The organism is Lysobacter sp. FW306-1B-D06B, assembly GCF_038446665.1.
Taxonomy (GTDB): Bacteria; Pseudomonadota; Gammaproteobacteria; order Xanthomonadales; family Xanthomonadaceae; genus Lysobacter_J.
Genome location: NZ_CP151802.1, coordinates 1,470,382 through 1,493,364 on the forward strand (window position 1 = coordinate 1,470,382; position 22,983 = coordinate 1,493,364).

General features: G+C 67.4%; 27 protein-coding genes and 1 tRNA gene. 20 read left to right on the forward strand and 8 right to left on the reverse strand.

Annotation, left to right across the window (positions count from 1 at the left end; all coding sequences use genetic code 11):
* The first annotated feature begins 4 nt into the window (after window positions 1-4).
* Together AAFF32_RS06770 and AAFF32_RS06775 are read left to right on the forward strand one after the other, a co-directional pair.
* Window positions 5-895: an SDR family oxidoreductase gene (locus tag AAFF32_RS06770; protein ID WP_342316895.1), complete on the forward strand. Its 891-nt coding sequence runs from the start codon at window positions 5-7 to the stop codon at window positions 893-895.
* A gap of 126 nt (window positions 896-1,021) precedes the next feature.
* Window positions 1,022-1,420 carry a hypothetical protein gene (locus AAFF32_RS06775; protein WP_216960852.1) on the forward strand — a complete coding sequence of 133 codons (399 nt, stop codon included), beginning with the start codon at window positions 1,022-1,024 and terminating at the stop codon, window positions 1,418-1,420.
* Between the two features lie 165 nt (window positions 1,421-1,585).
* Here AAFF32_RS06775 and AAFF32_RS06780 read toward each other — a convergent pair whose 3' ends face one another.
* On the reverse strand, window positions 1,586-2,638 hold the full coding sequence (locus AAFF32_RS06780) for a site-specific integrase (protein ID WP_342316896.1): 1,053 nt from the start codon (window positions 2,636-2,638) through the stop codon (window positions 1,586-1,588).
* Window positions 2,639-2,733: 95 nt separating this feature from the next.
* On the opposite strand from AAFF32_RS06780, the gene dusA reads away from it, so the two are divergent.
* The 5 genes from dusA (at window position 2,734) to AAFF32_RS06805 (ending at window position 7,435) form a co-directional block, all read left to right on the forward strand.
* Window positions 2,734-3,750 carry a tRNA dihydrouridine(20/20a) synthase DusA gene (gene dusA / locus AAFF32_RS06785; RefSeq protein WP_342316897.1) on the forward strand — a complete coding sequence of 339 codons (1,017 nt, stop codon included), beginning with the start codon at window positions 2,734-2,736 and terminating at the stop codon, window positions 3,748-3,750.
* Complete coding sequence (locus AAFF32_RS06790; protein ID WP_342316898.1) at window positions 3,747-4,658, forward strand: arginine deiminase-related protein; 912 nt, start codon at window positions 3,747-3,749, stop codon at window positions 4,656-4,658. Before dusA ends, AAFF32_RS06790 begins: the two co-directional genes overlap by 4 nt.
* Window positions 4,659-4,833: 175 nt before the next feature.
* A complete protein-coding gene (locus tag AAFF32_RS06795; RefSeq protein WP_254200203.1) occupies window positions 4,834-5,148 on the forward strand; it encodes a hypothetical protein in 315 nt (104 codons plus the stop codon).
* A gap of 61 nt (window positions 5,149-5,209) precedes the next feature.
* Window positions 5,210-5,896, forward strand: a complete 687-nt coding sequence (locus tag AAFF32_RS06800; protein WP_216960843.1) for a response regulator transcription factor — start codon at window positions 5,210-5,212, stop codon at window positions 5,894-5,896.
* A 138-nt stretch (window positions 5,897-6,034) separates the two neighbouring features.
* The gene (locus AAFF32_RS06805) at window positions 6,035-7,435 is read left to right on the forward strand and encodes an ATP-binding protein (RefSeq protein WP_216960840.1); all 1,401 of its coding nucleotides are present in this window, start codon (window positions 6,035-6,037) and stop codon (window positions 7,433-7,435) included.
* Between the two features lie 5 nt (window positions 7,436-7,440).
* Here the strand turns inward: AAFF32_RS06805 and AAFF32_RS06810 are convergent, their stop codons facing one another.
* Both AAFF32_RS06810 and AAFF32_RS06815 read right to left on the reverse strand, forming a co-directional pair.
* Complete coding sequence (locus AAFF32_RS06810; protein WP_342317244.1) at window positions 7,441-8,148, reverse strand: M90 family metallopeptidase; 708 nt, start codon at window positions 8,146-8,148, stop codon at window positions 7,441-7,443.
* Window positions 8,149-8,211: 63 nt separating this feature from the next.
* Window positions 8,212-8,472, reverse strand: a complete 261-nt coding sequence (locus AAFF32_RS06815; RefSeq protein ID WP_216960837.1) for a DUF3827 domain-containing protein — start codon at window positions 8,470-8,472, stop codon at window positions 8,212-8,214.
* Between the two features lie 410 nt (window positions 8,473-8,882).
* On the opposite strand from AAFF32_RS06815, the gene birA reads away from it, so the two are divergent.
* The 13 genes from birA (at window position 8,883) to AAFF32_RS06880 (ending at window position 18,127) form a co-directional block, all read left to right on the forward strand.
* On the forward strand, window positions 8,883-9,881 hold the full coding sequence (birA, locus tag AAFF32_RS06820; protein WP_342316899.1) for a bifunctional biotin--[acetyl-CoA-carboxylase] ligase/biotin operon repressor BirA: 999 nt from the start codon (window positions 8,883-8,885) through the stop codon (window positions 9,879-9,881).
* Window positions 9,878-10,618, forward strand: a complete 741-nt coding sequence (locus AAFF32_RS06825) for a type III pantothenate kinase (protein ID WP_342316900.1) — start codon at window positions 9,878-9,880, stop codon at window positions 10,616-10,618. The genes birA and AAFF32_RS06825 overlap by 4 nt, the downstream gene beginning before the upstream one ends.
* Before the next feature lie 9 nt (window positions 10,619-10,627).
* Window positions 10,628-11,377: an SPOR domain-containing protein gene (locus AAFF32_RS06830; protein WP_342316901.1), complete on the forward strand. Its 750-nt coding sequence runs from the start codon at window positions 10,628-10,630 to the stop codon at window positions 11,375-11,377.
* A 110-nt stretch (window positions 11,378-11,487) separates the two neighbouring features.
* Window positions 11,488-11,563: transfer RNA gene (locus tag AAFF32_RS06835), tRNA-Thr, on the forward strand.
* A gap of 219 nt (window positions 11,564-11,782) precedes the next feature.
* Window positions 11,783-12,706, forward strand: coding sequence for an arginase (gene rocF / locus AAFF32_RS06840; protein ID WP_342316903.1), 924 nt, complete (start codon window positions 11,783-11,785; stop codon window positions 12,704-12,706).
* 125 nt (window positions 12,707-12,831) lie between these two features.
* Window positions 12,832-12,966, forward strand: coding sequence for an entericidin A/B family lipoprotein (locus AAFF32_RS06845; RefSeq protein WP_216960822.1), 135 nt, complete (start codon window positions 12,832-12,834; stop codon window positions 12,964-12,966).
* Window positions 12,967-13,120: 154 nt separating this feature from the next.
* Window positions 13,121-13,258 (forward strand): entericidin A/B family lipoprotein, encoded by a 138-nt coding sequence (locus tag AAFF32_RS06850; protein WP_216960820.1) that lies wholly within the window; start codon window positions 13,121-13,123, stop codon window positions 13,256-13,258.
* A gap of 177 nt (window positions 13,259-13,435) precedes the next feature.
* Entirely contained in the window at window positions 13,436-13,588 is a 153-nt protein-coding gene (locus AAFF32_RS06855; protein WP_216960817.1) for an entericidin A/B family lipoprotein, read from the forward strand.
* 199 nt (window positions 13,589-13,787) lie between these two features.
* The gene (locus AAFF32_RS06860; protein ID WP_115841280.1) at window positions 13,788-13,988 is read left to right on the forward strand and encodes a CsbD family protein; all 201 of its coding nucleotides are present in this window, start codon (window positions 13,788-13,790) and stop codon (window positions 13,986-13,988) included.
* 242 nt (window positions 13,989-14,230) lie between these two features.
* A complete protein-coding gene (locus AAFF32_RS06865; RefSeq protein WP_342316905.1) occupies window positions 14,231-15,571 on the forward strand; it encodes a tryptophan--tRNA ligase in 1,341 nt (446 codons plus the stop codon).
* Window positions 15,568-15,879, forward strand: a complete 312-nt coding sequence (locus tag AAFF32_RS06870; RefSeq protein ID WP_216960812.1) for a hypothetical protein — start codon at window positions 15,568-15,570, stop codon at window positions 15,877-15,879. Before AAFF32_RS06865 ends, AAFF32_RS06870 begins: the two co-directional genes overlap by 4 nt.
* Window positions 15,880-15,957: 78 nt before the next feature.
* Window positions 15,958-16,917 (forward strand): MBL fold metallo-hydrolase, encoded by a 960-nt coding sequence (locus AAFF32_RS06875; RefSeq protein ID WP_342316906.1) that lies wholly within the window; start codon window positions 15,958-15,960, stop codon window positions 16,915-16,917.
* 109 nt (window positions 16,918-17,026) lie between these two features.
* Window positions 17,027-18,127: a sensor domain-containing diguanylate cyclase gene (locus AAFF32_RS06880; protein WP_216960807.1), complete on the forward strand. Its 1,101-nt coding sequence runs from the start codon at window positions 17,027-17,029 to the stop codon at window positions 18,125-18,127.
* A 36-nt stretch (window positions 18,128-18,163) separates the two neighbouring features.
* Here the strand turns inward: AAFF32_RS06880 and AAFF32_RS06885 are convergent, their stop codons facing one another.
* From AAFF32_RS06885 to pdhA, 5 genes are all read right to left on the reverse strand, one after another.
* Window positions 18,164-18,550 carry a VOC family protein gene (locus tag AAFF32_RS06885; RefSeq protein WP_342316907.1) on the reverse strand — a complete coding sequence of 129 codons (387 nt, stop codon included), beginning with the start codon at window positions 18,548-18,550 and terminating at the stop codon, window positions 18,164-18,166.
* 206 nt (window positions 18,551-18,756) lie between these two features.
* Entirely contained in the window at window positions 18,757-20,148 is a 1,392-nt protein-coding gene (locus tag AAFF32_RS06890; RefSeq protein ID WP_342316908.1) for a dihydrolipoamide acetyltransferase family protein, read from the reverse strand.
* A 99-nt stretch (window positions 20,149-20,247) separates the two neighbouring features.
* Window positions 20,248-20,610 (reverse strand): SH3 domain-containing protein, encoded by a 363-nt coding sequence (locus AAFF32_RS06895; RefSeq protein WP_216960796.1) that lies wholly within the window; start codon window positions 20,608-20,610, stop codon window positions 20,248-20,250.
* Window positions 20,611-20,622: 12 nt separating this feature from the next.
* Window positions 20,623-21,651, reverse strand: a complete 1,029-nt coding sequence (locus AAFF32_RS06900; RefSeq protein WP_216960792.1) for an alpha-ketoacid dehydrogenase subunit beta — start codon at window positions 21,649-21,651, stop codon at window positions 20,623-20,625.
* Window positions 21,651-22,721 carry a pyruvate dehydrogenase (acetyl-transferring) E1 component subunit alpha gene (gene pdhA / locus AAFF32_RS06905; protein ID WP_342316909.1) on the reverse strand — a complete coding sequence of 357 codons (1,071 nt, stop codon included), beginning with the start codon at window positions 22,719-22,721 and terminating at the stop codon, window positions 21,651-21,653. Before pdhA ends, AAFF32_RS06900 begins: the two co-directional genes overlap by 1 nt.
* Window positions 22,722-22,983 lie beyond the last annotated feature (262 nt).

A 22,983-nucleotide genomic window follows, 5' to 3' on the forward strand; every position in this document is an offset into this window, starting at 1 on the left:
CCGCGTGTCGCTCGAGCTGACGGCCCATCTGGACCTTCTACATCGACCGCGCGCCCCCGTGGATGCGCGCACGCCGTCGCCTTGTCCCAAGGAAACCACCATGGATCTTCAGCTCACCGGAAAAACCGCTCTGGTCACCGGCGCCACCGCCGGCATCGGGCTGGCCATCGCTCGCACCTTGGCGCGCGAAGGCGCGGCCGTCACGCTCACCGGTCGCGATCCGGGAAAACTCGACAGCGCCGCCACGCATATCGCCAAGGACGTTCCCGACCGCCACGTCGCCACCATCGTCGCGGATCTCGCCAATGCCGAGGGCGCCGCCACCTTGATCGCAGCCCAGCAGGACACCGACATCCTGATCAACAACCTGGGCTATTACGAAGCCAAACCCTTCGCCGAGATCAGCGACGAGGACTGGCTGCACATGATCGAGGTGAACGTGATGTCCGGTGTGCGCCTGTCGCGCCACTACTTCCCGCGCATGCTGCAACGGAACTGGGGCCGTGTGATCTTCGTCTCCAGCGAAGTCGGTGCGTTCACCCCGCCGGACATGGTGCATTACGGCGTTAGCAAGTCGGCGCAACTGGCGGTCTCGCGCGGCATGGCCGAGCTGACGAAGGGCACCGGCGTCACCGTCAACAGCGTTCTGCCGTCCGCCACCCGCTCCGACGGCATCGTCGAATACCTGCGCCAGACCGCGCCGCGTCCCGGTATGACCGACGCGCAGATCGAAGCACATTTCTTCCAGACCTACCGTCCCAGCTCGCTGATCGCACGCATGATCGAAGCCGACGAGATCGCGGCGATGGTGGCATTGCTTGCAAGTCCCTTGGGCGCCGCATCGAACGGCGCCGCGGTCCGGGTGGAAGGCGGCACGTTTCGTTCCATCCTCTGAACCAGCAATCGAAGTCGGCCTGAATGACCGCTTTGGCCGATACCGGACGTTCGGCCAGGACGGCATGCGGCCGGGCTGCTAATGTCCGCTTCCGACCCATAGCGGACATACGGACCACGCAACGTCATGGAACGAAGCAAGATTGATCCGACCTGGCCAAACGCCCTGCGTTGGTTCCTTAATCAGGGCTTGGCCAAGTTCACGCCATGGCATTTCTTTTCCGACGCCTCGGACTTTGAGTTCGCGGCCCGCGCTTTCCAGCGCGAAGACGTAAGCGGCGGCGAAGTCTTTGTTTTTGCCAGTCAGCAGGACTGCGACGACTTTGCGGGGCTGTTGGTGGTGAATGGCCAGATCACAGATCAGGTCGTTTACTTTCATCCAGTCTTTGGCGAAAGCAATCAGGCATCGCCCCGTACGTGGAACATCGTTAGCGACGTCTACGAAGACGTGTTCGAATTTGTCAGGGCGCGCGTGCTCCCAGACATGAAGGACTGGTCACTCGCTGAGGACGCTGCGGATCTCTGAGCAATGTCCGCTTCTGGCCGATAGCGGGCATTGGGCGCGGAGGCACGACGAATCAATGTAAGGTCCGTCTTCGACTCGAAGCGGATATCCGGTATCCGAAGGGCGACCTTAATCGTTCTATGCTTGACGAAGGAGTGCCCGACTGGAAGCAGCCACCGGCGACAATCAGTCCCTATGCAGGCTCTCCGGGCGTAGCTGTGTGTATCTCTTCAGCTCTTGCCAGCTCTCGTGCAACGTGACTGTGGCGACCTGTTCGATGCTGTACCCTTGTTCGAATAAGCGGGACGTCGCTTCGTGCCGAAGGTCGTGGAAGTGAAGATCTTGTATTCCAAGAGCGATGCATGCGCGCCGAAACGCTGTCCCGATCGAATCGGGCTTGAATGGGAAGATTCTCTGTCGATCTTTCGTGGGCTGGCGATCGACTAGGGGCCACATGTCGGCGAGCAAGGGGAAGCGCTTGTGATTCCCCTCTTTCGCCCGCGGGTGCTTTGCATCTCTAAGTACTGCTGTTCTGGTAGGCGCGTCCAAGTCTTCCCAAAGAAGTCTCGTGATTTCGCCCTCGCGCTTGGCGGTTCCGATGGCGAAGTCGACTATGTCGGCCATTGGCAGCTTCATTCGCCAAGCATTGGCCTCGAAATGCGCCTTCAATCTCGAAAGCTCTTCGGGGGTTGGGCGTCGGTTGCGTTTGACCGACTTGGCAACCAGTTTTACTAGGCGCAGCGAAGGCCGTGCCTCGGCCACTGGGTCGTGGGGCAAGGTGAGCTTGCCCATCGACTTGGCCACCTTGAGCATTTCGGACAGGTAGCCCAGTTCGACATTCATAGTGGCGCCACCGCAGGCTGGCACGCGGTGCCCATCCTTGTTGATGTGCTCGCCCTGGCGCCTCTTCCGCGTGTGCTCGATGACGTCCGCAGCTGTGAGCTTGCTGGCCACTTTGTCCCCAAGTCCCTCCTTGACCCTCGACAGATTTCCCCGCTGAGTGAGGCTGATTCGTTTCAATTGGCCGACGTACGTGCTGTACCAATCCACGAGCTCCGCGACGGTGGCTCCGTCATGCTCGGCGACACCTCGAGCTTCCTGGTCCGCTAGTTCGCGCTCAATTCGATCCGCCCAGGTGCGGGCTGCACTCTTCGTCGGAAAGGTCCGCGATTTGGGCGCAAAGCCTTTTCGGCGGACAATAGCCCTCCACCGATCGCCGCGCTGCTGAAAGGTCGCCATCGTTGTGCCAGGTGAAGGTGGTACACGAATGGTACACAAAGGCTGGGAGATGACGGGAATTTTCGGGAATGTGCAGGATCAATCGAGCAGCATAAGTGACTGTAAGTAAACAGAAATTGTTGAATCCGCAAGCTATCCGATTGTCGGTTGCGCCCATGATGGACTGGACCGACACCCACTGCCGTGTCTTCCACCGGCTGCTGGCGCCGCATGCACGGCTGTACACGGAGATGGTGCATGCCAACGCGGTGATCCACGGCGATCGCGCGCGGCTGCTGGCGATGGATGCGGTCGAACATCCCGTCGCGCTGCAACTGGGTGGAAGCGAGCCGGAGCTGCTCGGGCAGGCGGCCCGCATTGGCGCCGAACATGGCTTCGACGAGATCAACCTCAACTGCGGATGCCCCTCCGATCGCGTGCAGGCCGGGCGCTTTGGCGCGTGCCTGATGCGCGAGCCGCAGCTGGTCGCCGAAAGCGTCGCGGCGATGGTCGAAAGCTGCGACGTACCGGTCACCGTGAAGTGCCGCCTCGGCGTGGACGACGACCACGACTGGGGCCGCTTCCTCACCTTCGTCGACACCGTCGCCGCGGCGGGCTGCGGGATGTTCGTGATTCATGCGCGCAATGCGTGGCTGCAGGGGCTGTCTCCGAAGGAGAACCGCGAGGTCCCGCCGCTGCGCTACGACTGGGCGTACCAGCTCAAGCGCGAACGCCCGCATCTGCAGATCGTCGTCAACGGCGGTATCGCCACCCAGGAGGAGGCGACCGCGCATCTGGCACATACCGACGGTGCGATGCTCGGCCGCGCGGCGTACCACGATCCCTACCTGCTGCATCGCCTCGACGTCGCCTGGTTCGGCGGCGAATTGCGCAGCCGCGGCGATCTTCTGCGCGCGCTGCGTCCCTATGTCGAGGATCAGCTTGCACGCGGTGTTTTCCTCAAGCACATCACGCGCCACCTGCTTGGGTTGTTCGCCGGCGAGCGCGGCGGGCGTGCGTTCCGGCAGGTGCTCAGCGAAGGCGCGCACAAGCCGGGGGCGGACTGGTCGCTGGTCGAACATGCGTTGCAGGTCACCGAGTCCTTTGCCGGCGAGCGGATGGACGCAGCATGATCACGCGTGATGCGCAGGCGTTTTTCGCGCATGCACAGGCGCTTGCGCACGACTTCGGCCCGGCGACGGCGCGAGCCGCGTTCCTGGTGGCGCCCGACGGCTTCCGCCTGGCCGAGCAGTCCGCTCAGGACAACCGCTACATGGCGCAGGCGGCCGGGTTCGATGCCGCACGCGCTGCGGACCAGCACCACGCGTTGCACCGCGCGCTTTCGGACGTGCTGCCGACCGTGTGCTTTCCCGGCGATCCGGCCACGCCCGATGCGGTCTTTCCCAATAACGTCTTCGCCACCGCGGCCGGGCGTTACGTGGTGGGGCGCATGCGCCACCCCGTGCGGCAGCGCGAGGCCGAGCGGGCCGACATTCGCGGCTTCTTCGGCGGAGTCCTCGACTACGCCGAGATCGACCTGTCGTTGCAGCCGCACCCGTGCGAGCTGACGGGCGCGCTGGTGATCGACCGGGCCCGCGGGCTGGGTCTATGCGGGCTATCGGAACGCTGCGATGAAGCCGGCGCCCGGCTGATGCACGAAGCGCTGGGCCTGCGCGCGACGCTGCTGTTCGACTTGGCGCCGGGGGAGTACCACACCAACGTGGTCCTGTCGGTGCTGGCCGGGCGGGCGGCGATCATCAGCGAACCGGGCTTCGCCGACCCGGCGATCGCACGCGCCATCGCCGACTTCTACACCCCGCACGTGGTGCAGCTGTCGGAGCGGGAGCACCGGGCGCTGGTCGGCAATGCGATTGCCCTGTCGGGCGACACGGTGTGGATGAGCGCCCGGGCCGCCGACGCCCTGGCTCCGCGCAATCGGGAGGTGCTGGCCGCTGCGGGCTTTCAGGTGCGCACCGTGGGACTGGATGCCATCGAGGCCGGCGGGGGATCCCTGCGCTGCTGCGTGGGCGAGATCTACTAGTCCAGCGCGCCCAGGCAGGGTCGCCACGCGGCAGGGTCTGAATGCCGGCCATGGGCAATCGGAAAAGTTCAGACCGGATTCACCGCTTCGGTTGAGAATGCACACTGTCGCACGGCCGTGCGATATTGCCTCGCTTGTGTGCCCAACCTCGATGAAGATGCCGTCAGCCCGTCCGATGTCCCTGCTTCTGCTTGCCGCGCTCATGGCGACGGCGGGCATGGTTTGGGCGCAGGATCGGGGTGACCATGATCGTGGCGGCCGGGGACACGAGCGCGGAAACGACCGGCAGGCGTTGTCCGATTCGGTGCGTCGGGTCGAACGCCGCACGGGCGGCCAGGTCCTGAGCGCGGAGCGGGTGCCCTATGACGGGCGTGACGTGAACCGTGTGAAGGTGGTCGATTCCAGCGGCCGGGTCCGCATCTACATGGATGATCCGCAGTCGCGCGATCGCCCGCAGCAGGAACCCCCTACACGCCGCGACGACGACTGACCCGCCACGCTCTCCGGAGCCCGGTTACGGCCGGGACAGAACGACAGACATTGGAGTCAACATGCGAATTCTGCTGGTCGAAGACGAAGCTCCGCTGCGCGAAACCCTCGCCGCCCGCCTGAAGCGGGAAGGCTTTGCCGTGGACGCCGCCCAGGACGGCGAAGAAGGCCTGTACATGGGCCGCGAAGTCCCGTTCGACCTGGGCATCATCGACCTGGGCCTGCCGAAGATGTCGGGCATGGAGCTGATCAAGGCCCTGCGCGACGAAGGCAAGAAGTTCCCCGTGCTGATCCTGACCGCCCGTTCGAGCTGGCAGGACAAGGTCGAGGGCCTCAAGCAGGGCGCCGACGATTACCTCGTCAAGCCCTTCCATATCGAAGAACTGCTGGCCCGCCTCAACGCGCTCGTGCGCCGCGCGGCCGGCTGGAGCAAGCCGACGCTGGAGTGCGGCCCGGTCGTGCTCGACCTCGCCGCGCAGACGGTGAGCGTCAACGGCAGCAATGTCGACCTGACCAGCTACGAGTACAAGGTGCTCGAATATCTGATGATGCATGCCGGCGAACTGGTCTCGAAGGCCGATCTCACCGAGCACATCTACCAGCAGGACTTCGACCGCGACTCCAACGTGCTGGAGGTCTTCATCGGCCGCCTGCGCAAGAAGCTCGATCCCGATGGCTCGCTCAAGCCGATCGAGACGGTGCGCGGCCGTGGCTACCGCTTCGCCATCGCGCGCAGCGGAGAGCAATAAGCACCAGCGCACGGATTCGATGAGCCAGCAGCGCCGGGCGTCGGCGAGTCATCGTCAACGCGCGGCGCGGTGGGTACCCTTGGCGGCGATGCCGTCGCCGATCCTTTCCTTCCACGCCGGACGCCTGGCCGGTCGCCCATGAGCTGGGGCCAGCCGCGTTCGCTGCAAGCCCGCCAGCTGCTGGCGGCGAGCCTGGGCCTGATCGCGTTCCTCGCGCTGGCGGGTTACGCGCTGGACCGCGCGTTCCTGGAAACGGCCGAGAGCAACATGCGCCAGCGCTTGCGCAGCCTCGCGCTCGCGTATGTCGCCGGCGGTGAATTCGCACGCAACGGCGAGTTCATCCCGCCCTACGAAACCGTCGATCCTCGCCTGGAACGTCCCGGCAGCGGCCTGTACGCGGAGGTCGTGCTGCCCAATGGGCACTGGGATTCGACTTCCGCGCAGGGGCCGATCCTGCCGGCGGGCAAGATGCTCGAGCCCAACGAGGAAAGCTTCGAGCGCGCGCTGCCCATCACCGAAATCAGCGGCAAGGCCGGCGAGGCGTACCGCTACGGTCGCGGCCTGATCTGGAGTGCCGGCAGCGACGATGCGCGCGCGGAATTCCCGTACACGATCTACGTGCTGGAGGACACGACCGCGCTGAGCCGGCAGGTGAGTGTGTTCCGCCAGGCCCTGTGGCGTTACCTCGGCGGCGCGGGCCTGATCCTGATGCTGCTGCAGGCGGTGATCCTGCGCTGGAGCCTGCGCCCGCTGCGGCGCGTGATCGACGAACTCAAGCGCGTGCAGCGCGGCCTGGCCTCGCGCATGAGCGGACGCCATCCGCGCGAGCTGGAACCGCTCACCGAGAGCATCAACGCCTTCATCGAGAGCGAGCGCGAGAACCTCGACCGCCAGCGCAATACGCTGGCCGATCTCGCGCACAGCCTGAAGACACCGCTGGCGGTTCTGCGCGCGCGCGTCGGCGAGGACGTCCCGGTGCAGGAACTGCGCGAGGAGATCGACACGCAGGTGCGCCGCATGAGCGATCTGGTGTCGTATCAGCTGGCGCGGGCCGCGCGCTCGGGCCATGTGCTGTTCGCCGCGCCGTTGGAGATCGAACCCTACGCCGACCAGATCGTGCGCAGCCTGGAGAAGATCTACGCCGCCAAGGGCGTGATCTGCGAATTCGATATCGACGAGGGCGTGAAGTTCTACGGCGAGCCGGGCGACCTGCAGGAAGTGCTGGGAAACCTGCTGGAAAACGCCTTCAAGTGGGCGCGCTCGCGCGTGTTGCTCACGGTGAAGGAGGGCGAGATCGCGCCGAACCGTCGCCCGGGCCTGCTGCTGGCCGTCGACGACGACGGCCCCGGCGTGCCGGAAGACAAGATCGATCTGATCCTGCAGCGCGGCGTGCGCGGCGACGAGCGTGTGCAGGGGCACGGGATCGGATTGGCGACCGTGCAGGACGTGGTGCGCAGCTATCGCGGCACGCTCGACGTGAGCCGCTCGCAGGAACTGGGCGGCGCGCGGTTCGAAGTGGTTTTGCCGCCGGGCTTGTAAGACGCTCAGGCGAAAGGCGAGGGGCCGTAGAAGCGTTCCAGGTGCGCGGCGACCTGCGGCATTTGTGCGCGCAGCAGGTGCGGGTCACTGAAGTGGTACTCGGTGACGACGGCGAAGAATTCCTCGGGCGCTTCGGCGGCGTAGCCGTCGATCCCCGTTTCGCGTCCGCGATCGACCTGCTTGCACAACGCGTCGTAGGCGGCCTGGAAGTCGCGCGCCCACTCCTTCTGCCACGGACGCGGCAGCGGAGGCGTGCCGTCGAGCGCGCCGTCGAGGACGTCGATCTTGTGCGCCATCTCGTGCGCGGCGACGCAGAAGCCTGCGCGCGGGTCTTCGCAATCGGCCACGATGTCGGCCCACGACAGGATCACCGGCCCCATTTCCCAGGCCTCGCCGATCAATTCGTCCTGCCACTCGTGCAGCACGCCGGCGGCATCGACATGCGTGCGATTCACGCGGAACGCGTCGGGGTAGACGATGAGTTGCGACCAGCCGCGCAGTCCTTCCGCGCCGAACTCCAGCAGCGGAAGGCAGCACACCGCGGCAAGCGTGCAGCGCTGCGCGTCGTCGAGCACGAGATCACCGACGGGCGTGATGGTCTTTTCATGGAGGAAGCGTGCGGTGAGTTCGCGCAGGCGCGCATCGCGTGCGGGATCGAGCGCGCGCAACCAAGGCACGCGCGCATGCGCGGCGTGCCAGATGTCATCGGGAATCGGAGCGGGCGAAAACCGCAGGCGCCGGAACAGTCCTAGCAAATCACGACGCTCGCGCGTTGATCAGCGGAACATGCCCGGCAGGAAGCTGTGCCAGCGCGGCGACTGCATGCGACCGCTGCTCGCGTCGCTGTGGACGCTGGGGCGGGCGGGCTTGGTGTCGCGTGCCGGCGCGGTCGCGCGCGGATTCGAGCGGGCGCTCTCGCGTGCGATCGAGGACGCTTCCGGGCAGCTGCCGCTGTTGGCGGAGCTGAGCTTGATCTCGCGCGCAGCCACGGTCGAGCTGGCGACCACGATCAGCAGGCACAGGCAGATCCGGAACATGGCGGAATCCTCGGACGGACCCGGGGTAGACCCCGGGCAAGACTGGACTATAGCGCGAAAACAGGACAGAGGCCGGACGGGCGGGTGGTGCATTGCAGCAACTCTCCTTGTTCGGGCGGTGCCGCCGGATGGGCCGGCGGCGGCGTCCTCCGGACGGCGCCTTGCAGACGCAATCATCTCTTATCGATGCGCTCCTGGCGCAAAGGGTTGCAACGCTTCGTCGCGCTCGGCCACCGTCCCGCCGATTAGTCCCCGGGGATGTCCCGTATCGGGCTTTCCCGTGGGTCGTGCGCCGCCCGGGCGCCGTTCGTCGGCCAGTGCCGTTCCCGCATAATCCGCGCGATGACGCCCGATGCCCGCCCCCCATCCTCCATGACCGCCGCCCGCTACCCGCCAGGGCGCTTGCGCTGATGGACGAGCGCCAGTTGCTGCAGCGGCTCATCGCCGGGCCGGTGTCGGGCGATGCCTTGGCCCGCGAGGGCGGGCAGACCCGTGCCGCCGTGTGGAAGCGCATCGAAGCCCTGCGCGAGGCCGGCGTGCCGATCGAGGCGCGGGCGGGGAAGGGCTATGCCCTGGCCACGCCGGTGCATCTGATCGATGTGAATGTCATCCGGGCCGGGCTGCCGGCTGACGTGCATGCGTCGGTGGCGGCGCTGGAAACCGCGTGGACGATCGACAGCACCAACAGCGAACTCCTGCGACGCCCGGCCCCGGAGCAGGGTGCCCTGGTGCTGCTCGCCGAGCGCCAGACCGGCGGGCGCGGCCGACGCGGACGCGAATGGACCTCGCCCCTGGCCGCGCATCTCTACCTGTCGGTGTCGCGCCACTTCGGTGGCGGGCTGGCGCGGCTGGGCGGATTGAGCCTGGTCGCGGGCGTCGCCGCGGCCGAGGCGCTGCACGACGCTGGCTTCCCGACCGTCCGGCTGAAATGGCCCAATGATCTGGTGGTTGCAGAGCCCGGCGGGCCCATGCGCAAGCTCGGCGGCATCCTCGTCGAAGGCGGCGGTGAACATGCCGGGCCGGTGCGCGCCGTGATCGGCCTGGGAATCAACGTGCGTATGCCGACCACGGCAGCGGCCGCAATCGATCAACCATGGTGCGACCTCGCCGGCCTTGCCGAACCGGGGGCGTCCGTCGACCGCAACCCAATAGCCTCCGCCGTCCTCGCGCGACTGCTGCCGGCGCTGGACGCGTTCGATGCCGACGGGCTCGCTCCTTTCCGTGCGCGCTATGCCGCCGTGGACGCGCTGGCGGACCGCCCCGTCACCGTGCATGCGCCCACCGCCGTGCTGCACGGTCGCGCGCTCGGCCTGGCTGACGATGGCGCCTTGCGCGTGCGCTTGGACGAGGGCGGGGAGCGAAGTTTCCATTCCGGCGAAGTGAGCGTGCGCAGCGGAGCCGATACATGAGCGCGTGGCTGTTCGACCTCGGCAACACGCGCTTGAAGTGCGCACCGCTGAATGCCGATGGCGGCATCGGCGAGGCGATCGCGTTGCCCCATCGCGAGGAGGATGTCGCCGCGGCGATGGCGCACCACCTGCCCGCGCGGATCGACGTGGCCTACTTGGCCAGCGTCGCTCAGCCCGGCCTGCGGGTGGCGGTGCTCGATGCGCTGGTCGCGCGCTGCGGTCGCATTTCCATCGCCCGGACGCAGCCGCGCTTCGGCGGTGTGCGCATTGCCTATGCCGATCCGCGCAAGCTCGGCGTGGACCGCTTCCTTGCCCTGCTCGCCGTGCACGCGCGCGTACGCGGTCCGGCGCTGGTGTGCGGCGTCGGCACGGCGCTGACCGTCGATCTGATCGATGCGGGAGGCCGGCATGTCGGCGGTCGCATCGCACCGTCGCCCACGCTGATGCGCGAAGCCTTGCACGCCCGCGCACCGCAGTTGCCCGACGTCGGCGGCCAGTACGACGACTTCGCCCGCGACACCGAGGACGCGCTGGCATCGGGTTGCGAAGGCGCGGGCGTCGCATTGATCCAGCAAAGCCTGGCGGCCGCGACGCAGCGCCTGGGCCGGGTGCCCGCGCTGCTGCTGCACGGCGGCGGGTCCGATGCGCTGGCCCGCCACCTGCCGAACGCGACCGAAGTCGCAACGCTGGTGCTGGAAGGCCTGGCCCGCTGGGCCTGCGTCGAGACCGCCGCTTAGAATCGCCCCATGCTCGCTCGCGCCCTGGTCGTCCTGCTGCTGGTGCTCAATCTTGGTGTGGCCGCCTGGTGGACGCTGCGTGCGCCACCGGCGCCCGCGCCTGCGTTCGTGCCGCCGTCGGATGTGGCGAGGCTGCAGTTGGTCAGCGAAAAGCCCGGTGCGAAGCCGGCCGCGCCCGCGCCTGCTCCGGTCGCGCAGGGTCTGCCCGCTGCGTCACCGGCGCCGGCCACGCCTCCTGCCACGCCCACGCCCGACATGGCGATCGCCGCCACGCCGCCACCCGCGACGCCTGCCGCGTCCGCGCGCTGCTACAGCGTGGGACCGTTCGCCAACGCCTCGGCGGCCAACAGTGCGCGCGAGGTGCTGATGGCCGTGGCATCGCGCGTGGTGCCGCGCGAACAGCGCACGGGTTCGCCACGCGGCTGGCGCGTCTACCTTCCGCCGATGGCCTCGCTGGCCGAGGCACAGGCGGCCGCGCAACGCATCGCCGGCGCCGGGTTTGGCGACTACTTCATCGTCCGCCAGGGCAACGAGGCCAACTCGATCGCGCTGGGCCGCTATCGCAACGAGGAATCGGCCCGCCGCCGCGCCGACAGCCTCGCTGCCGCCGGCTTCGCCGTGCGCGCCGAACCGCTGGGCGACGGCGGCCCGTCCACGGTCTGGCTCGACCTCGTGGCCAAGCCGGAGTTCGACCCCGCGCGCGCCGAGGCCGCCGTGCAGGTTCCCGCGCGCGAACTCGACTGCGCGCGCATCCGCTGAGAGGCGGTGTCATGGGCGTGCGGGGCGGTGCAGGCTAGAATGCGCACGTCGCCGGCACGTGCCCGGTCGACGGGCCGGTCGCTCCGGCCGGATCCGCGAAGCATCGCAACGCCGCTTTAGCTCAGTCGGTAGAGCAACTGATTTGTAATCAGTAGGTCGTCCGTTCGAATCGGACAAGCGGCACCAATCCAGGCACGCAGAGGCAGCCCGCGGGCTGCCTTCGCGCTTCTGGGGCAATGTCGCCCAGCCGCCATTGCGTCGTCCCATTCATGCCGCGACGACGCGCCGTCTCGAACGGCCGTGTGCTGGGCTCGACTACACTTGGACTTCCGAACCCGCCACCTGGTTTTTTCCCGGGATGCTGTGCGCATCGGCGGATCCACACCCTTACGAGGACGTCGTTCGATGAGTCGTACTTACCCTCCGGTTTCGCTGATCGGCGCACCCACTGACGTCGGCGCGGGCCACCGCGGTTCGCGCATGGGGCCGGAGGCGCTGCGCATCGCCGGGCTGGGCGAGGCGCTGGTGAGGCGCGGCGTCGACGTGATCGATCGCGGCAATCTGGACGGTCCGCGCAATCCCTGGCAGAAGCCGGTCGATGGCTATCGGCACCTTGCCGAAGTCGTGGCCTGGAACCGGGCCGTGATGGACGCGGTCGGCGCCGAACTCGACGAAGGGCGCCTGCCCATTCTTCTGGGCGGCGACCATTGCCTGGGACTGGGTTCGATCACCGCCGTCGCCCGCCACTGCCGCCAGGCCGGCAAGCAACTTCGCGTGCTCTGGCTCGATGCGCACGCCGACTTCAACACCAGCCAGGTCACGCCGTCGGGCAACGTGCATGGCATGCCGGTCGCATGCTTGTGCGGACTGGGGCCGGACGCGCTGACCCACCTCGGCGGCGAAGGGCCGGCGATGCGGCCGGAAGAGATCCGCCAGATCGGTATCCGTTCCGTGGACGAAGGCGAGAAACGCCTCGTCCAGGAGTACGGCCTGGACGTGTACGACATGCGCTACATCGACGAGATCGGCATGAAGCGCGTGATGGAAGAAGCGCTGGAAGGCGTGGACGACAACACGCACCTGCACGTGAGCTTCGATGTGGACTTCCTCGACCCGAGCATCGCGCCAGGCGTGGGCACCACCGTGCCGGGAGGGCCCAATTACCGCGAGGCGCAGCTGGTGATGGAGATGATCGCCGACACCGGACGCATGGCGTCGCTGGACATCGTCGAGCTCAACCCGATCATCGACAAGCGCAACCGCACCGCCAGGCTTGCCGTGGATCTGGTGGAAAGCCTGTTCGGCAAGTCCACGCTGATGCGCGACTGAGCGGCGCGGCGCGGGCCTGAACTTCTGCTGACATCCCGCCATTGCCCGGAGGGGCAGGGCGGATGCGGGCGGATCGCGGGCATGCCATCCTTTCCCCATCACCCACGCGTCTCCCGGAGAGACACATGAAGCGTTTCATCAGTCTGGTCCTGCTCGCCACCGTTTCCCTCGTCGTGCTCAATGGCTGCAACACCATGGAAGGCCTGGGCAAGGACGTGGAAAAGCTCGGCCAGAAGATCGACGACAAGGCCAGCCGCTGACGCCGGCAGGCAGTCCGGGGCCGGCATCCGCCGGCCTTTTTGCTGTCCGCCTTCCGGGGCGCGCGTCCACTTGGCGTTCACGGCCGCTCGCGTCAGATGCACACGCACGCTGCGGCGTGACGTGCGTTTGATCAATCGAGCCGAGGTGATACCCATGAAGCGTTTGATGGCCCTGCTCCTGTTGGCCCTGTTTTCCGTCGGCACGCTGAGCGCCTGCAACACGGTCGCCGGCGCCGGCAAGGATGTGCAGAAGGCGGGCGAAAAAGTGGAAGACGCGGCGAAGGGCGAGTAACGCCTGCAAGCCCAGTGTGTTGCAGAAAGGCCGGCGCATGCCGGCCTTTTTGTTTGCGTCGACGAAGCCTTGCCGCGCGCTGAATCATGCATGCGCACTTCCACTCCACATTCACGGACGCTCGCGTCTCATGCAGCCACCGCACGCAACGGCGTGCACGTGGTCGAGGAGAATTTCATGAAGCGTCTGATGGCTCTGCTGCTGCTGGCCCTGTTCTCGACGGGCACCCTGAGTGCCTGCAACACGATGGCCGGCGCGGGCAAGGACGTGCAGAAGGCCGGCGAAAAGGTCGAAGACAAGGCCGAGGACTGCAAGGACGGCAAGTGCTGATGCAGTGATCCGCAAACGTGGATGGAGAAGGGCCGGAGCAATCCGGCCCTTTTCTTTGCTTGCAGCGCGACCCGCTTACGCGCGCGTTCACCGACATCAAGCAGTGCCTAACGTAATCGCGACCTCATTCGAATGCGTGCATTGCGAAGCTGATGACGCGGTGAGGCAACCGCACTCCCACACAAGAGGAATGCAACGGATGAACAAAGACATCATCGCCGGCAAGTGGACCCAGCTGAAGGGCAAGGCACAGGCGCGTTGGGGCGACCTGACCGACGACGACTTCGATGTCGCCGAAGGCAACGCCGAATACCTCGCCGGCAAGCTGCAGGAGCGCTACGGCTGGGAGCGCGATCGTGCCCAGCAAGAGGTTCGCGATTTCGAGAAATCGCTGAACTGATTGCACGATGCGGCGCGTGCCGCAGCGGGGCGGCAAGGGCCGTCAACGGCACGCGCCAACCGGGACGATTGCCCGGTACGAAGAGAAGTCAGAAGGGCGGATCCGACGATCCGCCCTTCTGCGCAGGGCGGCTGTGCCGGGTCGGGCCGCCTGAAAACGGTCCGGGAAGGCGCGTCCGAGACGCCCTGCGCCGCGGGCCCCGGCAGGTACACTGTGGGGCCGTTTCCCGCAGTCAGTGTTCGATGAGCCCCACCCGCGTACTTACCGGCATCACCACCTCGGGCACCCCGCACCTGGGCAATTACGTCGGCGCGATCCGCCCCGCCGTGGCCGCCAGCCGCGATCCCGGTGTGGAGAGCTTCTATTTCCTCGCCGATTACCACGCCCTCATCAAGGTCCAGGATCCGGCGCGCGTGCAGCGCTCGACGCTGGAGATCGCCGCGACGTGGCTCGCCTGCGGGCTGGAGCCGGACAAGGTGTGGTTCTACCGCCAGAGCGACGTGCCGGAGGTGCAGGAGCTGACGTGGTTCCTGACCTGCGTCGCGGGCAAGGGCCTGCTCAACCGCGCGCACGCGTACAAGGCGGCGGTGGACAAGAATCGCGAGACGGGCGAGGACGACGATGCCGGCGTCAGCGCGGGTCTGTTCATGTACCCGGTGCTGATGGCGGCCGACATCCTCCTGTTCAACGCGAACAAGGTGCCGGTGGGCCGCGATCAGATCCAGCATATCGAGATGGCGCGCGACATCGGCCAGCGCTTCAACCATCTCTATGGCGAACCGTCGGGCCAAACGTTCTTCGCGCTGCCCGAAGCGGTGATCGACGAAAACGTGGCGACGCTCCCCGGCCTGGACGGCCGCAAGATGAGCAAAAGCTACGACAACACGATCCCGCTGTTCGTGCCGCGCGAGACGCTGAAGAAGCTGATCTATTCCATCGTCACCGATTCGCGTGCACCGGGCGAGGCGAAGGACGCGGACAATTCCAACGTCTTCCAGCTCTACCAGGCATTCGCATCGAACGAAGAAACCGCGGCGATGCGCAAGGCCTTCGCCGACGGCATCGCGTGGGGTGAAGCGAAGCAGGCGCTGTTCGAGCGCATCGACCGTGAAGTGGCGCCGCTACGCGAGCGCTACGACGCGTTGATCGCGCAACCTGCCCACATCGAATCCGTGCTGCGTGACGGCGCCAAGCGCCTGCGCGAGCGCTACGCGCGGCCGACGCTGGACACGCTGCGTGCAGCGGTGGGCCTGCGCGATCTCTCGCAAGTGCAGTCCACCCACGCGAAGAAGGCCGCAAAGACCGCGGCGCCGACGTTCAAGCAATACCGCGAGGCCGATGGCCGCTTCTACTTCAAGCTGGTCGACGGTGACCGCGTGCTGCTGCAGAGCGCCGGATTCGATTCGGCGCGCACCGCTGGCCAGCTCATCGGCCGCCTGAAACAGGAAGGGGGTGCAGCGCTTCGCCAGGTCGAGGCGAACGCGGTGCATCTGGGCGAAGAACTGATCGCTCACCTGCACGAGGGCGTCGAACTGACCGAAGTGGTCGAAGCGCTGGCGCAGTTCGCGGCCGAGGACGCATGAACCCGCTCATCGAGCTCAACCTCGCGCTGATCCTGTTCCTGCCGTGGTTCGCGATCCTGGGCGCGTTGTACTGGATGTTCCCGCGCAAGCCGCGCACGGCTTCGCGCAAGCTTTTCGACTGCACCGCGCTGTTGCTTGCGTTCACCGCCTTCCTGCTCAGCCTGTACTGGTCGCACGAGAACGCCGATCCGACGTACGGCAAGATGTGGCAGCAGATCCTCGCCACCGCGGTCGGTTATGGCGTGTTCCTGGCGGTGCTCACGGTGGCCTTCTTCGTGCGCCGCCGCTGGCTGCGTCGGCGTCACTGACGGCCTGCGACAAAGGCCGCATCGCCGCGCCACGGCCTGCGACCTAGACTGGACCCCGTCCTCCATGGAGTGCATGGCATGAATGACGCGCACGGCATCGTCACCATCGACACCGGATTCCATCGACCGTATTTCGATGCCGCGTACCTGATCGTGGAGCACGGCCGTGTTGCCTATGTCGATTGCGGCACGCAGCATTCGCTTCCGGCGATGCTCGATGCGTTGTCGTGGCAGGGCCTTCGTCCGGAGGACGTGGACTGGCTCATCCTCACCCACGTGCACCTCGATCATGCTGGCGGTGCCGGCGCATTGATGCGCGCGTTGCCGAACGCGCGACTCGCCGTGCATCCGCGCGGTGCGCCGCACATGATCGACCCCGAGCGCCTCGTCGCTGGCGCAACGGCCGTGTACGGCGAAGCCGAAATGGCGCGCAGCTACGGCGAGATCGTGCCCGTCGACGCCGCGCGCGTGCGCGAGCTGCACGACGGTGACACCGTCGACCTCGCCGGTCGTCCGCTGCTGTGCATCGACACGCCCGGTCATGCGCGCCACCACGTGTGCGTGTGGGACGAACGCAGCCGCAGCTGGTTCACCGGCGACACCTTCGGCCTCTCGTATCGCGAGTTCGACAATGCACGCGGCGAGCCGTTCGTGATTCCCACGACATCGCCGGTGCAGTTCGAACCCGAGCCGTTGAAGGCCTCCATACGCGCCATGCTGTCGCGCGATCCGGTCGCGATGCATCTCACGCATTACGGCCGCGTCGGTGACGTGGCGCGTCTGGCGCACGACCTGATCGCGCAGATCGACGCGATGGTGGCACTGGCGCACGCCGCGCACGGCCATGCGGATCGTCACGAACGCCTCGTCCAATCGCTGACGCACCTCTACGTTGAACGCGCCACTGCGCACGGTGCACCGCTTACGGCGCAGGAAGCGGCCGAGCTGCTGGCGATGGACATCGAACTCAACGCCCAGGGACTGGAAATCTGGCTGGCGCGCGAGACCGCGCCACGCCGGCCCGTTCAGGTTCGCTGAAACCGGCCCGGAAGGCTGAACAAGCGGGCCGCAGCCGCGCAGGTTGTGGTGCGCGTCACGGGTCGCGACCGGGCCGGAGAGTAGCCTGAGCGACCTTTTGGCGCCGCCCATGTCCGCCCTCCGCCTGCTCCCGCCAACCCCGCCTGACGAGGCGCGCCGACAGGCCGCGCTGGACGCCTATGCGGTCGTGGGCACGGTGGCGGAGCAGGCCTACGACGACATCGTCCGCCTGGCCGTGACGTTGTGCGATGCGCCGGCGGCTGCGATCTCGCTGATCGACCACGATCGCCAATGGTTCAAGGCGCAGATCGGCCTGGACGTGCGCGAGACCGCACGCAGCGAAGCGATCTGCGACCGCGCGATCCGCCAGCCCGACCGCATGCTGGTGGTGGAAGACCTGCATCATCATCCCGAACTGCCGCGGCCATCGCTGCGCGTGGACGGTGATGCGCTGCGCTTCTATGCCGGCGTGCCGCTGCTCAGTCCCGACGGCCAGGCGCTCGGCGTGGTGTGCGTGCTCGACAACAAGCCGCGCACGCTCACCGACGCGCAGCGCGAGGGACTGGAAGTGCTGGCGCGGCAGACGCAGCACCTGCTCGAACTGCGCCGGTACGCGCTGGAGCAACGTCGTCTGCTGTCCGAGCGCGAGGCGTTCGCGCAGCGACTGGAAGATGCGCGCGCCGACCTGCAACGCCGCAATGATCTGCTCCAGCACAGCGCCACGCACGACGCGCTGACGGGCCTGCTCAACCGTGCCGCACTGGCGCAACTGCGCGAGAATCCCGACGCGATGCGCCAGCTGCAGCAGGCGCCGTACACGTTGATGCTGCTCGACGTCGATCACTTCAAGGACGTCAACGATCGCCACGGCCACCTGCTCGGCGATCGCGCATTGCGCGCGGTGGCGGACGCCGTCGCCGCGTCGATACGCGAGGGCGACATCGCCGTGCGGTACGGCGGCGAGGAGTTCCTGATCCTGTTGCCCGACACGCGCCTGGCGCAGGCGGTGCAGGTGGCCGAACGGATTCGCCAGCGCATCGCGGCTGCACCGTTGCCCTTTGCGCTTACGGTGTCGATCGGGCTTGCGGCGGGCGAGCCGACACGCGACTGGTCGGAGCAGGTATTCGACCGCGCCGACCAGGCGCTCTACAAGGCGAAAGCGAACGGACGCGATCGCGTGGTGGTGGACGACACGCCGATGTTGGGGTGAGGCAGGCGGCGCGGCAGTGCAGCGCAAGCGGCCTGCCTACGCCCACTCGTTCGGCGTCGAGCGAATCTCCGGCTGCTTCATCCGCACCACGCAGAAGCGCTGTCCCGTCGGCGCTTCCATCACCCACCAGCGCTTCACGAACGCGACCTTCTTCGCGCCGAGCTTCACCAGGCGCTCGGCTTCCGCGTCGATGTCATCGGACTCGATGTCCAGATGCACGCGCGAAGGGTGGTCGACCTTCTGCACCTCGATGTACAGATCGCCCGGCGTGTCGCCGAACTGCTGGTATTCGCAGGTTTCGTCGCCCGCATTGCGATCGGCGATGGTGACGCCCAGCGCCTGCGCCCAGAAATCCGCCGCGGCGTCGAGGTTGTCCGTGTTGCAGTCGATGATGAAACCGGCAAGACGGCTGCGATGGGCCATGGCGAGACTCCTGTGGAAGGACGTACTGCACCTTGTAACGCAGCTGCTGACAGGGTCATGTCAGCAGTGGCGCAAGCCGTTCTTCTCCCGACTACACGCAGCCACGCGACTCATGTAGCCCGGGTAAGGCGAAGCCGCACCCGGGGCGTTGCGCGCCTTCCGGCGAGAGACCCGGGTGCGCTGCGCTTCCCCGGGCTACGTGTGTATCAGTTCGGCGATGCCATGTCGTCCAGCAGCGCCTTCAGGAAGCGTGCCGCTTCGCCGCCCGTGCAGGCGCGGTGGTCGAAGGTGAGCGAGATCGGCATGCGGCGATGCACTTCGATACCGCCCATCACGGCGACGACGTCGTGGCTGAGTTTGCCCGCGCCGATGATCGCCACGCACGGCGGCACCACCACCGGCGTCGCGTAGCGGCCGGCGAACATGCCGAAGTTCGACAGCGAGATCGTGTAACCGCTGAGTTCCGACGCCGGGATCGTGCGGTCCTCCACCTGCGCGCGCAGGCGCTGGATCGCGCCGCGCACGCCGGCGCCGTCGAGCATGTCGGCATTGCGCAGCGCCGGGACGAACAGGCCGTCCTCGGTGTCCACCGCGATGCCGATGTCCACCTGCGGATGCAGGGTGCGGGTCAGCGTGTCGCCGTCGAACCACGCGTTGAGCGCCGGCACGGTCTTGCATGCGGCGACGATCGCGCGAACCAGGCGCGCGGTGATGTCCTGCTTGCCGATCCATGCGTGCAGGTCGGCGTCGTCGCACAGCGTGGTCGGCACGACCTTCGCGTGCGCGTCTGCCATCACGCGCGCCATGTTGCGGCGCACGCCCTTGAGCTGCTCCGGCTGGCCGCTGGCGGCCACGCCCGGCGGCTGCGTGCGCATCGGCTTGCCGGCCTGCGACAGCGTGCTGCGCGCGGCCTGCGGTGCGGGAGCGGGTGTCGGTGCAGCGGCCACGGCGCGATCGGCGGCGCGTACGACCGGCGCGGCGCCGGCCTTGGCCGAACCGTCGGCGGCGGCGCGCTTCACATCGTCCATCGTCACCACGCCGTCGCTGCCGGTGGCGCGCACGCGCGAGAGGTCCACGCCCATCTTGCGCGCCAGTGCGCGCACGGCGGGCATCGCCTTGACGCCGCCCACCGCGACCGCCTGTTCGCTGCGCACCGCATCGGAGCTCTGCATCGCGCCGACCACCGTGCCCGAATCCGCGCGCGCCTCGCCCTTGGGCGCCGGCTCGCCTGCGTCGCTGATCGTGCCGCCTTCGTCGGAGGCGACGACCTTGTCGCCGTCGTCAGGCGCATGGCTTCCGGCGCCGTGGTGATGACCGGTGTCCTGGCCTTCGGCGCGCTGCGGCATGGACGGATCGATCTCGAACTCCGCCAGCATCTTGCCGGTGACGATGATGTCGCCCGAACCGCCGGCCAGCTTGACCACCTTGCCCGACACGGGCGAGGGCACGTCGACCACGGCCTTGGCGGTCTCCATCGACACCAGGTTGTCGTCAAGACGGATCGTGTCGCCTTCCTTCACGTACCACTCGACGATCGTCGCGTCGGGCAGGCCCTCGCCGAGGTCGGGGAGGAAGAAGGTCTTCTTTGCGTTCGCCATACGGGTCGTGTCTCGTTGGAGTGCGGTGAAGGGCCGTCGCGCCACGCGCGCCGCGCCCGGGTTTTCAGGTCTTGAACGTAAGCCGCAGGCGCCGGACGGTCATGCGTCCTCGCCGTCGTCGTCGTCGAGCAGGTCGAGCGCGCGCGCCGGAATCCAGCCCTGGTGGCCGAGGGCATTCTGCGCCCACCACCAGCCGGCGAGTTCGTAATGCAGGGTCAGCACTTCGTCGGCCTGGGCGTCGAGTTCGCGCGCGTCGTAGTCGTCCAGCGCGGTTGCGGGCCCTTGTTCGCGGTTGAACAGCTTTGCCGGCACCCAGCCTTCATGGCCTTCGGCGATGGTCGTCCACACGAACTCCGGCCAATCCTTGTCGCGTTCGCCCAGGTGCACGGCATCGCCGCGCGCGACCCGGACCGGCGTGCGGTCCGGGGCGTGGTGCGATACGACGACGCGTGCGTGGCGCATGCGCGGCGCGCCTCAGCTCGCCGCCAGAGTGCGCTTGGCCGCCGCGACGATGCGTTCGACGCTGGGCAGGTACTTCATTTCCAGGCGGAACAGCGGGATGTGCGTGTCGTAGCCGGTCACGCGCTCCACCGGCGCGAGCAGGTCGAACATCGATTCCTCGGCCAGGCGTGCGGCGATTTCGGCGCCGAAACCGGCGGTCTTCGGCGCCTCGTGCACGATCACGCAACGGCCGGTGCGGCTGACCGATTCGGCGATGGTGGCGAAGTCGAGCGGGCGCAGCGTGGCGACGTCGATGACCTCGGCGCTGATGCCTTCGCCCGCCAGCTTCTCGGCGGCTTCCAGCGATTCCTTGACCTGCGCGCCCCACGTCACCAGCGTCACGTCGGTGCCGTCGCGCAGCACGTAACACACGTCCAGCGGCAGCGCTTCGCCGTCGTCGGGCACCACTTCCTTGTACTGGCGATAGATGCGCTTGGGCTCCATGAAGATCACCGGATCCGGATCGCGGATCGCGGCAAGCAGCAGGCCGTACGCGCGCGCCGGCGAAGACGGCATCACCACGCGCAAACCGGGCACGTTGGTGAAGATCGCTTCGTTGGCTTCGCTGTGATGCTCCGGCGCGCGGATGCCGCCGCCCCACGGCACGCGCAGCACCATCGGGCAGGTGAGGCGGCCGCGCGTGCGGTAACGGAAGCGCGCGGCATGGCAGATGATGTGGTCCACCATCGGGTAGACGAAGCCGTCGAACTGCGACTCAGCGACCGGCTTCATGCCCTGCGATGCAAGACCGACGGTGAGGCCGGCGATGGTGGTTTCGTCCAGCGGCGTGTCGAGCACGCGTTCGGAACCGAACTGCTGCTGCAGGCCGGCGGTGGCGCGGAACACGCCGCCGTTGACGCCCACGTCCTCACCCAGCACCAGCACCTTGTCGTCGACGCGCATCTCGTAGGCCAGCGCCTGCGTGATTGCTTCGATCAGTGTGATGGCGGTCGGTGTCGCTGCTTTGGCCGCTTCGACCTTCTTCTTGTCTTCGGCGTTCATCAGCGGCCCTCCTGCGCGAGCGCGAAGGCGCGTTGCGCCAGCAGGTCCGGCGGCGGATCGGCGTAGAGGTAATCGAACATTGCTTCTACCGGCTGCACGGGCGTTTCGAGGTAGGCGTTGATCTCGACGTCGACCTTCTTGGCGCATTCCTCGGCCCAGGCCTTCTCTTCCTCCTCGCTCCACACGCCCTGTGCGGTGAGGTAGGTGCGCAGGCGCGCGATGGGTTCGCGCGTCCAGGCGTCCTTCACTTCGCTCTCGTCGCGATAGCGGCGTGCATCGTCGGCGGTGGTGTGGTCGTGCAGGCGATAGGTCATGAACTCGATCACGCTGCCGCCTTCGCCGTTGCGCGCGCGTTCGCTGGCGCGACGCATGCCTTCCAGCACGGCGATCAGGTCGTTGCCGTCCACCTGCAGGCAGTGCAGGCCGCCGGCCAGGCCCTTCTGCGCCAGCGTCTTGGCGCCGGTCTGCGCCGAACGCGGAACCGAGATCGCCCAGCCGTTGTTGACCACGCACAGGATCAGCGGCAGCTGGTAGGCGCCGGCGGAATTGAGCGCGGCGTAGAAGTCCGTCTTCGACGAACCGCCGTCGCCGCAGCACGCCACGGCCAACTGCTTCTGCTTCATCAGCTTGAATTTCAGCGCGGCGCCGGCGGCATGCAGGCACTGCGTGGAGATCGGCACGCACCAGGCGTAATCCTGCTTCGGGCCGGAGAAGTCGTTGCCGCGTTCGTCGCCGCCCCAGTACAGCAGCACTTCTCGCGGCAGCACGCCGCGCATGAACTGCGCGCCGTACTCGCGGTAGCTGGGCGCGAACACGTCGTCGGGCTGCATCGAGGCGCCGATACCGACATGCGTGGCTTCGTGGCCCAAGCAGCTGGCGTACGTTCCCAGCTTGCCGGTGCGCTGCAGCGCGATGGCCTTGCTGTCGAAGGTGCGCACGAACAGCATCTGCTTGAACGCAGGCAGCAGCGCCTTCGGGTCGCGGAACGCGGCGGGGAGCTCGGCGACGGGCGTGCCGTCCTGGCCGAGGTATTGCAGGTATTCGATTTCGAAGGTCGCGGCGACCGTCATCGCGGGAGTCCTGACTGAGATGCCTGGAAAGTGCCTGTTTTAAGCAGGGGGAGCCCGAAGCGGCCGCATCCCGGATCCAGTGCCGGCAGGGACCGTTCGGAAGGCTGGGTCGGGCATGCGCCCGGCCTGGCTCCGAGGTGTCGGCAGACGGCCAATCAAGGGCCGCGCCGACACGCTGGTGCGCGAATCATAACCAAGCTCGCGTTAAGGGCCGTTGCGCGGTGCGGCATGCAACTTTGCGGGAAAGACGGTAGACGCCGCC

Coding starts and splice junctions, on each gene's coding strand:
- AAFF32_RS06775 (WP_216960852.1), top strand. CDS start 1,022: ATGGAACGAAGCAAGATTGATCCGACCTGGCCAAACGCCCTGCGTTGG.
- AAFF32_RS06780 (WP_342316896.1), bottom strand. CDS start 2,638: ATGGCGACCTTTCAGCAGCGCGGCGATCGGTGGAGGGCTATTGTCCGC.
- AAFF32_RS06790 (WP_342316898.1), top strand. CDS start 3,747: ATGATCACGCGTGATGCGCAGGCGTTTTTCGCGCATGCACAGGCGCTT.
- AAFF32_RS06795 (WP_254200203.1), top strand. CDS start 4,834: ATGTCCCTGCTTCTGCTTGCCGCGCTCATGGCGACGGCGGGCATGGTT.
- AAFF32_RS06800 (WP_216960843.1), top strand. CDS start 5,210: ATGCGAATTCTGCTGGTCGAAGACGAAGCTCCGCTGCGCGAAACCCTC.
- AAFF32_RS06805 (WP_216960840.1), top strand. CDS start 6,035: ATGAGCTGGGGCCAGCCGCGTTCGCTGCAAGCCCGCCAGCTGCTGGCG.
- AAFF32_RS06815 (WP_216960837.1), bottom strand. CDS start 8,472: ATGTTCCGGATCTGCCTGTGCCTGCTGATCGTGGTCGCCAGCTCGACC.
- birA (WP_342316899.1), top strand. CDS start 8,883: ATGGACGAGCGCCAGTTGCTGCAGCGGCTCATCGCCGGGCCGGTGTCG.
- AAFF32_RS06825 (WP_342316900.1), top strand. CDS start 9,878: ATGAGCGCGTGGCTGTTCGACCTCGGCAACACGCGCTTGAAGTGCGCA.
- AAFF32_RS06830 (WP_342316901.1), top strand. CDS start 10,628: ATGCTCGCTCGCGCCCTGGTCGTCCTGCTGCTGGTGCTCAATCTTGGT.
- rocF (WP_342316903.1), top strand. CDS start 11,783: ATGAGTCGTACTTACCCTCCGGTTTCGCTGATCGGCGCACCCACTGAC.
- AAFF32_RS06845 (WP_216960822.1), top strand. CDS start 12,832: ATGAAGCGTTTCATCAGTCTGGTCCTGCTCGCCACCGTTTCCCTCGTC.
- AAFF32_RS06850 (WP_216960820.1), top strand. CDS start 13,121: ATGAAGCGTTTGATGGCCCTGCTCCTGTTGGCCCTGTTTTCCGTCGGC.
- AAFF32_RS06855 (WP_216960817.1), top strand. CDS start 13,436: ATGAAGCGTCTGATGGCTCTGCTGCTGCTGGCCCTGTTCTCGACGGGC.
- AAFF32_RS06860 (WP_115841280.1), top strand. CDS start 13,788: ATGAACAAAGACATCATCGCCGGCAAGTGGACCCAGCTGAAGGGCAAG.
- AAFF32_RS06865 (WP_342316905.1), top strand. CDS start 14,231: ATGAGCCCCACCCGCGTACTTACCGGCATCACCACCTCGGGCACCCCG.
- AAFF32_RS06870 (WP_216960812.1), top strand. CDS start 15,568: ATGAACCCGCTCATCGAGCTCAACCTCGCGCTGATCCTGTTCCTGCCG.
- AAFF32_RS06875 (WP_342316906.1), top strand. CDS start 15,958: ATGAATGACGCGCACGGCATCGTCACCATCGACACCGGATTCCATCGA.
- AAFF32_RS06880 (WP_216960807.1), top strand. CDS start 17,027: ATGTCCGCCCTCCGCCTGCTCCCGCCAACCCCGCCTGACGAGGCGCGC.
- AAFF32_RS06885 (WP_342316907.1), bottom strand. CDS start 18,550: ATGGCCCATCGCAGCCGTCTTGCCGGTTTCATCATCGACTGCAACACG.
- AAFF32_RS06890 (WP_342316908.1), bottom strand. CDS start 20,148: ATGGCGAACGCAAAGAAGACCTTCTTCCTCCCCGACCTCGGCGAGGGC.
- AAFF32_RS06895 (WP_216960796.1), bottom strand. CDS start 20,610: ATGCGCCACGCACGCGTCGTCGTATCGCACCACGCCCCGGACCGCACG.
- AAFF32_RS06900 (WP_216960792.1), bottom strand. CDS start 21,651: ATGAACGCCGAAGACAAGAAGAAGGTCGAAGCGGCCAAAGCAGCGACA.
- pdhA (WP_342316909.1), bottom strand. CDS start 22,721: ATGACGGTCGCCGCGACCTTCGAAATCGAATACCTGCAATACCTCGGC.